This is a genomic window from Streptomyces sp. NPDC002537, assembly GCF_053594975.1.
Window position 1 is genome coordinate 1 of sequence record NZ_JBSFWT010000137.1, and the last position, 12,117, is coordinate 12,117.

Annotated in this window: 15 protein-coding genes; 3 read left to right on the top strand and 12 right to left on the bottom strand. The window is 73.0% G+C overall.

The genetic code is table 11. The features are described from left to right. The 12 genes from ACWD4A_RS33755 to paaA all read right to left on the bottom strand — a co-directional run. Nucleotides 1-216: hypothetical protein (locus ACWD4A_RS33755; RefSeq protein WP_451199991.1), on the bottom strand; the 216-nt coding region annotated here is incomplete at its 3' end. Beyond that, nucleotides 213-749: an AraC family transcriptional regulator gene (locus ACWD4A_RS33760; protein WP_451199993.1), complete on the bottom strand. Its 537-nt coding sequence runs from the start codon at nucleotides 747-749 to the stop codon at nucleotides 213-215. The genes ACWD4A_RS33760 and ACWD4A_RS33755, both read right to left, overlap by 4 nt. Then, the gene (locus ACWD4A_RS33765) at nucleotides 746-1,801 is read right to left on the bottom strand and encodes an ABC transporter permease (RefSeq protein ID WP_451199995.1); all 1,056 of its coding nucleotides are present in this window, start codon (nucleotides 1,799-1,801) and stop codon (nucleotides 746-748) included. Before ACWD4A_RS33765 ends, ACWD4A_RS33760 begins: the two co-directional genes overlap by 4 nt. A gap of 40 nt (nucleotides 1,802-1,841) precedes the next feature. Then, entirely contained in the window at nucleotides 1,842-3,101 is a 1,260-nt protein-coding gene (gene kynU / locus ACWD4A_RS33770) for a kynureninase (protein WP_451199997.1), read from the bottom strand. Nucleotides 3,102-3,179: 78 nt separating this feature from the next. Then, entirely contained in the window at nucleotides 3,180-3,986 is an 807-nt protein-coding gene (locus ACWD4A_RS33775) for an alpha/beta hydrolase family protein (protein ID WP_451200000.1), read from the bottom strand. Further along, nucleotides 3,979-4,821, bottom strand: a complete 843-nt coding sequence (locus tag ACWD4A_RS33780; RefSeq protein ID WP_451200001.1) for a tryptophan 2,3-dioxygenase — start codon at nucleotides 4,819-4,821, stop codon at nucleotides 3,979-3,981. Before ACWD4A_RS33780 ends, ACWD4A_RS33775 begins: the two co-directional genes overlap by 8 nt. 33 nt (nucleotides 4,822-4,854) lie before the next feature. Then, the gene (locus tag ACWD4A_RS33785; protein ID WP_451200018.1) at nucleotides 4,855-5,622 is read right to left on the bottom strand and encodes an SDR family oxidoreductase; all 768 of its coding nucleotides are present in this window, start codon (nucleotides 5,620-5,622) and stop codon (nucleotides 4,855-4,857) included. Nucleotides 5,623-5,675: 53 nt separating this feature from the next. Next, on the bottom strand, nucleotides 5,676-6,794 hold the full coding sequence (locus tag ACWD4A_RS33790) for a 2Fe-2S iron-sulfur cluster-binding protein (protein ID WP_451200004.1): 1,119 nt from the start codon (nucleotides 6,792-6,794) through the stop codon (nucleotides 5,676-5,678). Nucleotides 6,795-6,803: 9 nt separating this feature from the next. Next, nucleotides 6,804-7,301 (bottom strand): 1,2-phenylacetyl-CoA epoxidase subunit PaaD, encoded by a 498-nt coding sequence (paaD, locus tag ACWD4A_RS33795; protein ID WP_451200005.1) that lies wholly within the window; start codon nucleotides 7,299-7,301, stop codon nucleotides 6,804-6,806. After that, nucleotides 7,298-8,098 (bottom strand): 1,2-phenylacetyl-CoA epoxidase subunit PaaC, encoded by an 801-nt coding sequence (gene paaC, locus ACWD4A_RS33800; protein WP_451200008.1) that lies wholly within the window; start codon nucleotides 8,096-8,098, stop codon nucleotides 7,298-7,300. The genes paaD and paaC overlap by 4 nt, the downstream gene beginning before the upstream one ends. Next, a complete protein-coding gene (gene paaB / locus ACWD4A_RS33805; RefSeq protein ID WP_451200009.1) occupies nucleotides 8,088-8,390 on the bottom strand; it encodes a 1,2-phenylacetyl-CoA epoxidase subunit PaaB in 303 nt (100 codons plus the stop codon). The genes paaC and paaB overlap by 11 nt, the downstream gene beginning before the upstream one ends. Continuing rightward, entirely contained in the window at nucleotides 8,383-9,381 is a 999-nt protein-coding gene (gene paaA, locus ACWD4A_RS33810) for a 1,2-phenylacetyl-CoA epoxidase subunit PaaA (RefSeq protein WP_451200011.1), read from the bottom strand. Before paaA ends, paaB begins: the two co-directional genes overlap by 8 nt. A gap of 236 nt (nucleotides 9,382-9,617) precedes the next feature. On the opposite strand from paaA, the gene ACWD4A_RS33815 reads away from it, so the two are divergent. Genes ACWD4A_RS33815 through ACWD4A_RS33825 form a run of 3 tightly spaced genes read left to right on the top strand, consistent with a single transcriptional unit; the run spans nucleotide 9,618 to nucleotide 12,108 of the window. Then, nucleotides 9,618-9,854, top strand: a complete 237-nt coding sequence (locus tag ACWD4A_RS33815; protein ID WP_451200013.1) for an acyl carrier protein — start codon at nucleotides 9,618-9,620, stop codon at nucleotides 9,852-9,854. Beyond that, the gene (locus ACWD4A_RS33820; RefSeq protein ID WP_451200015.1) at nucleotides 9,854-11,329 is read left to right on the top strand and encodes a class I adenylate-forming enzyme family protein; all 1,476 of its coding nucleotides are present in this window, start codon (nucleotides 9,854-9,856) and stop codon (nucleotides 11,327-11,329) included. The genes ACWD4A_RS33815 and ACWD4A_RS33820 overlap by 1 nt, the downstream gene beginning before the upstream one ends. Nucleotides 11,330-11,334: 5 nt before the next feature. Next, on the top strand, nucleotides 11,335-12,108 hold the full coding sequence (locus tag ACWD4A_RS33825; protein ID WP_451200017.1) for a hypothetical protein: 774 nt from the start codon (nucleotides 11,335-11,337) through the stop codon (nucleotides 12,106-12,108). Nucleotides 12,109-12,117: the final 9 nt, after the last annotated feature.

A 12,117-nucleotide genomic window follows, 5' to 3' on the forward strand; every position in this document is an offset into this window, starting at 1 on the left:
CACACCATCCACGCCAACCCCCAACTCGTCCTCGTAGAAACAAAAACAACCGGCCACCTCACCGAGGCAGACCGGCTGTTGCACGGATACGGCATCCGCCCCGCCGTCTTCACCAAATACTGCGGTGCCTTCGCCGCCTTGCGGCCCGGACTCCCCGCCAACCGCTGGCGCCGCGCCGCCGGCCACGCGTTCGGCCCGGAGGCCGGTCCGGGTCACCGTTGCCCGGCGGCCTCCAGGGGCCGGGGGTCGGACTCCTGTGCCTGTCGCCGGAACTCGCCCGGAGGGAGGTCGAACATCTTGCGGAACGCCAGGTGGAAACCCACCGAGCTCTGATAGCCCACCAGCTCGGGGATCGTGGTCTCGGACAGCAGTGTCGCGGCCTTCTGCATCCGGCGTTTGGTCAGGTGCTGGCCGGGGCCCTCGCCCACCAGCTCGCGGAAGGTCTTGGTGAACGCCGACCGGGACATCCCGGCCTGCCGGGAGAGGGAGTCGATCGTCCACGGCTCCGCGTACTCGCGGTAGATCGCCAGGAGCGCCTTGCTGATGCCCGGGTGGCGCAGCGCGTGCAGTTCCGGCGAGCTCTCCGCGAGTTGTTCCAGCGCGACCCGCAGGGACAGCACGAAGACCATCTCGAACGCCCGGGTGACGATGAGCTGGGTGCCGGGTTCCCGCCGGGCGGTCTCCGCCGTGAGGCTCTCCAGGGTGCGGGTCAGCAGCGGTTCCTTCTCCAGTGCCGGCGGGGGCGTCACCCTTTGAGGAGGGCGGCGCCCCCGCCGACCTCCCGCTCGCGCCCGCCGGGGTGACGGTGGCGCCAGGTCCAGAAGACCGCGCAGCAGCCCACCGCCCACGCCGCCAGCACCACGAACGGGAAGGCGTGCTGGTGCCCGCGGAAGTAGACCGCCGTGTGATGGGCGTTGACCGACGCGCCCGGCGGCAGCCACCGCCCGATCGCGCCGAGGAACGACGGGAGCAGCGGCCAGGAGACGGCACCGCCCGACGAGGGGTTGCCCAGCAGCACCAGCAGGCTCCACGTCGGCAGCATCGCCCAGCGGCCGATCAGCGTGTTGAACATCGTGAAGACCATGCCCGACGCGAACATCGTCAGCGCCAGGATCAGCCACGACTCCGCGAACGGCAGGCGCAGCGCGCCCAGCCCCCAGTCCACGATCGCGGCGATCGCGAAACCGCCCAGCACCGCGTAGCCGAGGGTGAAGGCGATGCGCTCGGCCGGGTCGAGCCCCGCGGCGTGCACGCTCAGCTGGATCGCGCCGATGAACCCGACGACCGACGCGGCCAGCGAGACGTAGAACAGCGCGAGCCCGCGCGGATCGCCCTTCTGCAGCGGCTTGATGTCCGTGACCGTCACCGGCGTGCCGATGGCCGCCCCGACCCGCGGGGCCGTCTCGGTCAGCAGCTGTGCGACGGTGGCGCTGGACGCCCCGGACACGAACAGCGAGGCGGTGCGCCCGTCCGGGTGGTCCTCCAGGATCGCGAAGACCCGCTGCTCCTCCACCGCGTCCCTGGCGTCCCGGAAGGTGGCGTAGTGCCGCAGCGCGAGCGAGGCGCCCAGGGCGTCCTCCATGCCCCGGACGAACTCGGCGCGCTTGACCTCGGGCGCCGTCACCCCCGTGACCGCGGTGGGGATGCTGCGCGGGGTGGGGTTGGCCATGCAGTACGTGTACGAGCCGGCGAACAGCCCGGCGGCCGCGGCGATGAGGACCACGAGCACCGTGGCCGGGAGGAGCGGCGAGCGCCGGAACGCCGCCCAGTGCCCGCCGTTCTTTCGGTTGTCCTCGCCCATGAGCCCACCATAAGCGGACAAAAGGCATGTATCGCGGAGCTCAGGTGACCGTCGTGCGCTGCCGGAACCGTTCGTCGTGGTGTTCGGCGGCCGCGACGACCTCGCCCAGCACCCGCACCGCGGCCAGTACGTCCGCATGGCTGACGTAGAGGGCGTTGACGCCGAAGCGCAGCATGTCCGGGGCGCGCATGTCGCCGATGACGCCGCGCGCGGCGAGCGCCTGGACCAGGGCGTAGGCGTCGGGGTGCCGCAGGGTCACCTGGCTGCCGCGCCGCTCCGGCTCGCGCGGCGTGACCACGGTGAAGCCGTCGTCGAGCAGCGCGTCGGCGCACTCCAGGAAGAAGCCCGTCAGGGACAGGCTCTTGGCCCGGACCTCCTCCATGCCGACCCCGTCGAACGCGGTGAGCGCGGCCTCCAGCGCCAGCATGGAGAGGATCGGCGGCGTGCCGATCCGGCCCCGGCCGACACCCGCCGCCGGGGCGTAGCCGCCGCTCAGGCCGAACGGCTCGGCGTGCCCGTTCCAGCCGGTGAGCGGCTGGTCGAACGCCGCCTGGTGGCGCTCGGCGACGTACAGGAACGCGGGCGCCCCCGGGCCGCCGGACAGGAACTTGTAGCCGCAGCCCACGGCCAGGTCGACACCCAGCTCGTCCAGCCGGACGGGCAGCGCGCCCGCCGCGTGGCACAGGTCCCACAGCATCAGGGCGCCCGCCCCCTGCACGGCCCCGGTGAGCGCCGCCATGTCGTGCAGCTCGCCCGTGCGGTAGTCGACCGGCGAGTACCCGGCGACCGCGACCCGGCCGCCCTCCTCGGCGAGGAACTCCGGCAGCGCGGCGGGCGGCACCCGGCGGACCTCCAGACCGAACAGCCGGGCCACCGAGTCGGCGATGTACTGGTCGGTGGGGAAGTGCCCGGGGTCCGTCAGCAGCAGCGGACGGCCGGGCCGCAACCGGGCCGCCGCGGACAGGGCGTTGAACAGCTGCACACTGGTGGAGTCCCCGGCCACCGTCTGGCCCGGGGCCGCGCCGATCAGCCGCCCGACCGCGTCCCCCACCCGCAGCGGCGCCTCCCACCAGGCGTTGTCGTTCCACGACCGGATGAGGTCCGTACCCCACTGCCGGCGCACGGCGTCCGCCATGGCGTCGGGCACCGCGGCGGGCAGCGCCCCGAGCGAGTTGCCGTCCAGATAGACGACGCCCTCCGGCAGCAGGAAGCGCTCCCGCGCGGCGGCCAGCGGGTCGGCGGCGTCGAGCGAGGCCGCGCGGGCCACCAGGGCATCGGGGACGGGGGAGGCGGTGCTCACCAAGTGATCCTTGTTCTCAGGGGAGTTCTACGGGGAGTTCTCTGCGGATTTCTACGGGAAAGGGGGCCGGCGGGCCGGTCACGTGCGCCAGGGACGCGACATGCGGTGCAGCGTGTCGACCACCGACCGGCTCGCCTCCGAGCCGGGCTCGATCAGGGTGTAGTGCCCGATCCCCGGCAGGGTGACGAGCTCGGCGTCCGGGTGCGCGGCCGCGTAGCCGGTGAACTGCTCGTGCGGCAGCTCCTCGTCCACCTCGCCGTGCAGCACCACGGTCGGCACCCCGGTGGTGCCCTTGCCGCGGAGCATCGTCAGCGGGTCCACCAGCGGCAGCAGCGAATCGACCCGCTCGGCGGGGCCGATCAGTTCGAGACCCGCGTCGTTGCTCAGGCCCTCACGGATCGTCGCGGCCAGATCGGTGATCGGCGCGAGCGCCAGCACCGCCGTCGGCAGCTCCTCGGTGAACCACGGCGAGTCCTCGGCCAACAGCCCGCGCGCGGCGGCCCACAGCGCCAGATGCCCCCCCGAGCAGTGCCCGGCCAGTACATACGGCCGACCCGCCGGGATCGTGTCCACCAGCAGCGCGATGTCGTCGAACGTGGCGGGATAGCCGCCCGCGCCGCCCATCCGGCGGAACCCCGGCAGCACCGTCGTGAAGCCGTTCTTCGCCAAGTACGCGGCGAACGGCGTCAGATGCATCCGGTCGTACCGCCAGTAGCCGCCGTGCAGCAGGATCACCAGTGGCGCGTCCGGGTCCTCCGCGGGCCACAGGTCGTACACCTGGTTGGGGTGCTCGCCGTACTTGTGGTGCGCGGGCGCCAGCACCGGCCGGAGGCCCAGCACCCGGCGCTCCTCCTCGGCGGCGAACTCGGAAATCGTCCTAGACATAGCTGCGCGCCGTCCAGATCTCGGGGAACACGGAACGGGCCGCGCGCTTCTCCAGCCACGCCACGCCCGGGGAACCGCCGCTGCCCACCTTGGAGCCCATCGCGCGGCGGGTGGCCAGCAAGTGGTCGCTGCGCCAGCGCAGGACCAGCTCGGCGACGTCGGTGAGGGCCTCGCCCAGCGCCACCAGCGGGTCGGACTGCGGCCCGGCGTAGATCTGCCGCCAGGCCTCCTCGACCCCGGCGTCCGCCTGGTAGGCCACGGTCGGGTCCCGCTCCAGCACCGCCTCCGGCACGGGCAGCCCGCAGCGGTGCAGATAGCCCAGCACCGCGTCGTAGAGCGACGGCTCGGTCAGCGCCTGCTCCAGCTCCGCGTGCACCCGGGGGTGGCCGCGGTGCGGCTGCACCATCGACCGGGACTTGTCGCCCAGCAGGAACTCCAGGTGCCGGTACATCGCCGACTGGAAGCCCGACGCCTCGCCGAACGCCGCGCGGAAGCCGTTGAACTGAGCGGGCGTCAGCGACGCGATCGGCCGCCACGAGTCGTTCAGCGCCTGGAGGGTGCCGAGGCTCCGGCGCAGCGCCTCCATCGCCCGCTCCTGGTCGTCCTTCATCAGGGCGTCGCGGGCGGTGCGCCACTCGTGGACTATGAGGGTGAACCACAGCTCCATCACCTGGGTGGTGACCAGGAAGGCCATCTCCCCGGGGTCGTTGGAGAGCGGCTGCTGGAGGGAGGTGATCACCGAGGCGTGGATGTAGTCCTCGTACGGGGTGGTCCCGTCGAACTCCAGGAGGGAGTCGTCCTCGGAAACGGCAGGGGTGAGCGTGTTCTCGGTCATGGGGGTCTCCTCGTACGTCACGGCCGACCGGGCTCAGATGCCCAGGTGGCCACCGCCGGTAGCGTCCAGGTACTGCCCGGTGACCCAGCGGGCGTCGTCGCTCGCGACGAAGGCCACCACGTCGGCGATGTCCGAGGGCTCGCCCACCCGGTTGAAGGCCGAGACGGCCGCGTACGCCGCCCGCACCTCCGGGTCCTTGAGGGTCGGGTTGATGTCCGTGTCCACGAAGCCGGGGGCCACCGAGTTCACCGTGATCCCCCGCGCGCCCAGCTCCTGGGCGAGGGTGAGGGTGAGGGTGTCGATCGCGCCCTTGGTCATCGAGTAGGCGGCGATGTGCGGCACGGCGATCCGGGTGACGCCGGACGAGATGTTGACGATCCGGCCGCCGTCGCGCAGCCTGTCGAGACCCTGCTGGATCACGAAGAACGGCGCCTTGACGTTGACGGCGAAGACCCGGTCGAACTCCTCCTCGGACACGGCGGAGATCGGCTTGGGCATCGTGATGCCCGCGTTGTTGACGAGGATGTCCAGGCCGGACCCGGCGCCGAACTGCGCGAGGCCCTTGTCGAAGGCGTCCCACAGCGCGACGGCGTCCCCGTCCACGCCCAGCTCGGCCCGGAACGCGAACGCCTTGCCGCCCTCCGCCTCGATCAGCGCCACGGTCTCGGCGGCGGCCGCCGCGTCGTGCCCGTAGTGGACGGCCACCAGCGCGCCGTCCCGGGCCAGTCGCAGGGAGATGCCCCTGCCGATGCCCCGGCTGCCGCCGGTCACCAGCGCGGTCTTTCCGGAAAGCCTGCCCATCATCAATGTCCTTTGTGTGAAACGGAATGGTCGAGCCCCGGGGGAGCGGGCGGTCACGCGTCGAAGTCGAGCGCGACCTCGTCCGACTCCGGCCGGGCCCGGCAGGCCAGGGTGTAGCCGTCGGCCAACTGCGCCTCGTCCAGCGCGTACTGGCGGTCCATCAGGACCGAGCCCGAGACGACCTTGGCCCGGCAGGTGCCGCACAGCCCGTCCCGGCAGGAGTACGGGGTCTCGGGACGGGCCCGCAGCACGGCGTCCAGCACCACCCGGTCCCCGGCCTCCATGGCGGCCACGGTGGTCCGCCCGGCGAGCCGCGCGGTGACCCGCCCCGGCCGCACCGCACGGTCCCGGACGCGCGCCTCCGGCGGCCCGTCCCCGGTCGAGAAGAGCTCGAAGCGCACCCGGGCGGGGTCGGCACCCCAGCAGGCGAGCGCCTCCCGCACCTGCTCCACGAGCCCCCAGGGGCCGCACAGGTAGAAGTGATTGCGTTCGCCGGGCTCGGCGCCGAGCAGGGCCAGCAGCTTGGGCAGCCGCCCGCTGTCCACCCGGCCCGACAGCAGCTCCGCCTCCCGGGTCTCCTGCGTGAGCACGTACAGCACGAAGAACCGGTCGACGTAGGCGTCCTTGAGGTCGGCCAGCTCGTCCGCCAGCAGCACCGACGACGCGGTCCGGTTGGCGTAGACCAGCGAGACCCGGCACTGCGGATCGTCCCGCAGCGCGGCCGCCGCCATGCTCAGCAGCGGGGTGATGCCACTGCCCCCGGCGAACAGCACATGGTGCGCCCCCGGCCGGTCCGCGAGCCGGAAACCGCCCGTCGGGGGCGCGAGTTCGAGGGTGTCGCCCACGGCCAGCCGGGTCGTGGCGTACTCCGCGAACCCGCCGGGCCCCAGCCGTTTGACGACCAGACGCAGCCCGGAGTCCTCCCCGGGCGGGAGGCAGACCGAATAGCTGCGGCGCAGCTCCGTGCCGTCCAGGACGTGCCGGACCGCGACGTGCTGCCCGGCCCGGTGCGCGAAGGCGTCCGCGAGGTGCTCCGGCACGTCCAGGCGGATCGCGACGGCGTCGTCGGTGAGCCGTTCCAGGCCCGCGACCCGCAACCGGTGCCAGCCGGTCGCCCGGACCGGCTCCGCGGGTATCTCACTCAGTGTTGTCTGGGTTGTCTGGCTGCTCATGTCGGAGCGTCACATCGCCTTCAGATGCGCGAAGTTCTCCTGGCACGCGGTGCACACCAGGACGGCCTGGCAGCGGGTCGCCCCGAACGGGCTCTGCGGCCGGGTCGCCAGGGAACCGCAGTTGGGGCAGGGCAGGCCGAGCCCGATCCGGACCGGCAGCGGCGCCCCCGCGGGGCCCGGCGGCACGATGCCGTTCTCGGAGAGCTTGCGGCGCCCCTCGGCGCTGATCCAGTCGGTGGTCCAGGCGGGCGAGAGGACCTGCCGTACCCGCCCGTCGGGGTGGCCGCAGTCCGCCAGCGCCTCCCGGAGGCCCGCCTCGATCGCGGGCATGGCCGGACAGCCCATGTAGGTCGGGGTGATGACGACCTCCAGGGTGCCGTCGGCGGCCGCCTCCACCGACCGGATCACGCCCAGGTCGTCCAGGGTGACCATGGGCAGCTCCGGGTCCGGCACGGTGTTCACCCGGGCCCGGACCTCCTCGGCGCCCAGCCGGGTCGTGGCGCTCACCACGTGCCCCCCGGGTACTGCCGGTACACGGACTGGAACTCCGCCAGCAGCGGGCCGAACGCCTCGGTGTGCAGCCCCGCGCGCCCGCCCGTCGCCCGCCAGGACGGCCTGGGCACGGTCAGCCCCGCGTCCGCCAGGACCGCGGCCACCTCCCGCTCCCATGCGGCCCGCAGCTCCGCCGGGGCCGCCGCGACACCGTCGGCGGCGAGCCGCTCCACCAGCTCGTCGTCCTCGAACAGCTCCGCCGCGTACGGCCAGACACGGTCGAGCCCCGCCTGCATCCGGCGCCGGCTCTCCGCCGTGCCCCGCCCCAGCCGCACGGTCCACTGCGCGGCGTGCATCCGGTGGTACTCCACCTCCTTGACCGCCCGCGTGCCGAAGCCCGCCAGCGTGGCGTCGGCCGACCCCGCGAGCGCGGCGTACAGGAGCAGGGAGTACTGCGCGTACACCAGTTGCCGGGCGATGGTCACCGCGAAGTCGCCGTTGTCCAGCTCCACCAGCAGCGCGTTGCGGAACTGCCGCTCCGTCCTGTCGTACGCCAGGGCGTCGTCACTGCGGCCCGTCCCGTCCAGCTCGCCGCTGTACGAGAGCAGCGTCCGGGCGTGCCCCAGCAGGTCCAGGGCGATGTTGGAGAGCGCCAGGTCCTCCTCGATCGTGGGCGCCTTGGTCACCCACGCGCACAGCCGCTGGCTGAGCACCAGCGCGTCGTCGCCCAGACGCAGCGCGTACGCCGCGACCGCGTCCCCGGCGCCCTTCTCCTGTCGCTCCTGTCGCTCCTCCGTACGGCTAACCGTCATGGCTGCCGCCCTCGTTCAGGGCCACGTAGTGCTCCGGGTAGCGGTACGGCTTGTCGGCGGCGTTGCTGAACAGCGGGTCCTTCTCGCTCGGCGAGGAGGCGCGCACGTCCCCGGAGCGCACCACCCAGATGGACACCGACTCGCCCCGACGGGTGTACAGATCGCGGGCGTTGGCCAGCGCCATGTCGGCGTCGGCGCCATGCACCGAGCCCACGTGCTGGTGGGAGAGGCCACGGCGCGGCCTGATGAACACCTCCCACGGGGTCTGCACCCGTGCGGACCGCTCACTCATGATCACTCGCTTCCTCGTACCCGCCCGCCGCATAGGCGTCGACGGCCTCGCGCACCCAGGCGCCGTCCTCGTGCGCCGCGACCCGGTGCGCCAGCCGCTGCTTGGCGCACTGCGAGTTGTCGGCCAGCGCGTCCCGGAACAGCCGCCAGTCGATCGGGCTGAAGTCGTAGTGCCCGCGCTCCTCGTTCCAGCGGATCGCCGGGTCCGGCAGGGTCACCCCCAGCCGTTCCGCCTGCGGCACCACGTTGTCGACGAACCGCTGCCGCAGCTCGTCGTTGGTGTGCCGCTTGATGCCCCACGCCATCGACCGCTTGCTGACCGCCGCGCCCATCGCCGCCGTACGGTCGTCCGCGCCGCCCGCCGTGGTGTCCGGCGGACCGAACATCAGCGCCACCGCCGGCAGCCACCACCGGTTCACGGCGTCCTGCGCCATCTCCTTCTGCTCCGGCGTCCCCCGGCACAGCGACCACAGCACGTCGTAGCCCTGCCGGACGTGGAACGCCTCCTCCAGGCAGACCCGCCGCATGGCCCGCGCGTACGGCCCGTACGAGGTGTCGCAGAGCGGCACTTGGTTGACCACGGCCGCACCGTCCGTCAGCCAGGCGATGGCCCCGGTGTCCGCCCAGGTCAGCGCCGGGTGGTTGAACGTCGCCGCGTACCGCTGGGTCCCGCCGTGCAGGGCGTCCAGCAGCTCGGCGCGGGACACGCCCAGCGTCTCCGCCGCCGAATAGAGGTAGAGCCCGTGCCCCGCCTCGTCCTGCACCTTGGCGAGCAGGCTCGCCTTCCGGTGCAGCGACGGCGCCCGCGTCAGCCAGGCGCCCTCCGGCTGCATCCCGATGATCTCGGAGTGCGCGTGCTGGGCGAGCTGCCGGAGCACCATCCGCCGGTACCCGTCGGGCATCCAGTCGCGGGGCTCGATCCGCTCGTCGGCGGCCAGCAGCGCCTCGAAGTGCCCGGCCAGACGCTCCTCGTCCGCCGCGTCGGTGGTCATCACCCTGAGAGCACCTCGATCACTCCTTCGTCCGCTCACTGCCCGGGGGCTGCCGGTGGCGACAGCGCCTCCAGACATAAGGAGTGCGGGGTGGCGTTCCGCAATCCCTGCGCATCCGGCCCGGGGCCGTGATGAAGGTCACCAACGGGCCGTGGAGAGCGAGGCGCCGACGGCGACTCTCTATCAGCGGGCAGACCGCTAACCGAGCGGCGTACCGCAACGAAAGGCACAAAAGCATGAGCACCGTACGGGAGATGCTCGTCGAGCTGACCGGCACGCCGGAGTTCGCCGACGGCATCGGCGACGACGCCGACCTCAGCGCCAGTGGCATCGACTCGGGCGACCTGGTGCGCCTGGTCCTCCTCATCGAGCAGCGCACCGGCGCCGAGGTCACCGCCGAGGACATGGACGGACTGACCACGATCGCGGACTACGAGCGCTTCGTCGCCGCCCGGCAGTCGAACGGTTCGTGATGTGGCTGACCCAGCTGGCGGAGCGCAACCGCCAGTGCTACCCGGGCCGCACCGCCCTGGTGGACGAGCGCCGCTCGGTCACCTGGGCGGAGTTCGACGAGCGGACCGGCCGGCTCGCGCGCGGGCTGGCCGGCCTCGGCATCCGGCAGGGTGACCGCGTAGCGGTGCTCTCCCTGGACCGCGTCGAGGTCATGGAGACGTACTTCGCGCTGGCCCGCCTGGGCGCGCTCTTCGTCCCCCTCAACCACAGCCTCACCCCCGCCGAGGTCACCGGGATCGCCGAGCGCACCGGCGCCGTCGCCGTGCTAGGCGAGGCCGCGCTGCTCGACCGCCACCCGGACCTGCCCGTCCGGCTGCGGATCGCCTTCGAGAGCGAGGAGTTCGCCGCCCTCGGTGCCGACGTCACCGGCCTCCCGGAGCTGCCCGACCTCCCCGACGACACCCCCGTCGCGATCCTGCACACCTCGGCGACCACCGGCCAGGCCAAGGGCGTCACCGTCGACCACGCGTCGTTCCGCGCCATCGCCCTCGGCTGGCTCGCCGTCGCCCGGCCCGCCGACGACATGGTCCTCGTCAACTGCTGCCCGCTCTACCACGGCAGCATGGTGGTCTCCCTGACCTACATGGCCGCGGGCGCCACCCTCGTCCTCATGCCGGGCTTCAAGCCGCAGACCGCGCTGGCCGCGATCGGGAACCACCGCGCCACCCACGTCTGGCTCGTCCCGCAGATGCTCCGCTTCCTGCTCCAGGCCAAGGCCATGGAGAGCACCGACCTGTCGACCCTGCGCGAAGTGCTGTACGGCGCCTCGCCCATGCCCGTCGACATCTACGCCGACGCCGCCGCCCGGCTCGGCTGCGGCTTCCGGCAGGTCTACGGAATGACCGAGGTCGGCGGCCCGTTCGTCACCCTCGGGCCCGAGGAGCACCCCGCACCGGACGCCGTGCCCGAGCTCATCCCCGCGGGCCGCGTCATCCCCGGGATGTCCGCGCGCGCCCTGGACGAGCGGGGCCGGGAGACCGGCCCCGGCGCGATCGGCGAGATCTGCGTCCGCGGCCCCGGCGTCATGCGCGGCTACTGGAACAACGCCGAGGCCACCGAGGAGATCACCGTCGACGGCTGGATCCGCACCGGCGACCTCGGCTACATCGACGGCGACGGCCTGATCCACCTCGTCGACCGCAGCAAGGACCTCATCATCCGCGCCGGGCAGAACGTCTACCCGACCGAGATCGAACGGGCCCTGCGCAGTCACCCGGCCGTCCACGACGCCGCCGTCGTCGGCACCCCGGACGCCGACTACGGCGAGGTCCCCCTGGCCTACGTCGTGGCCGACGAGGGCACCGCCACGGCCGAACTGCTGCGCCACGTGGCCGAGCAGCTCGCACCGTACAAGCGGCCCCGGCGCATCGAGTTCATCGACCAGGTCCCCAGGAACCCGGCCGGGAAGATCCTCAAGAAACTGCTGCACACCTGACCGTCATGTCCGAGCCGACGGACACGAACACCGACGCGGACCGGGCCGGGGTCGAGCGGGCACTGCTCGCCCTGCGCCCGGTCCTCGCCGTTTCCGGCATCGCGCTCGGCCTCGCCGGCGACGGGGGGCGGCCCTTCGGGCCGGGGGAACGGGAGTTGGCGTCCGCGATGCCGGCACCGCGCCGGCGGGACTTCCTCGCCGGGCGCCTCGCCGCGCGGCGGGCCCTCGCCCTGGCCGGCCTGCCGGTGGGGGAGATCCTCGCCGACGGCCGCCGTCCCGTCTTCCCGGAAGGCTCCGTCGGCTCGATCAGTCACTCGGGCGGCCTGGCCGTCGCCCTGGCCGCCCCGGCCGCCCGCTTCCGTGCCCTCGGATGCGACCTGGAACTGCGCGGACTGCCCGTGGCGGCGGCGCACCTGGTCCTGTCGGAGGACGAGCGGGGGTGGATGGCGGGGTCGGGGCGGCGGCTGCTCTTCGCTTTCTCCGCGAAGGAGACGGCGTTCAAGGTGCTCGGCGATGACGCGCCGTCGTATCTGCTCGGCATCGGCCTGCGGCCGGGGCGCGGCGGTTTTCGCGCGTGGCCGCGTCATCTCGCGGAGCGCGCGCTGGATGTGCGGGTCCGTGACGTGTCCGGTGCGGCCTTCACGTGGGCTCTTCTTCCCCAGCCCCGCCCCTTCCCGAACCGGGGGAGACCCCCGGACCCCCAGCGCCCTGCGGGCGCGTCCTCAAACGCCGGACGGGCTCTCCAGGAGTCTGCGGGGGCGGTCGCCGAGACCCAGTGAGCGAAGTCC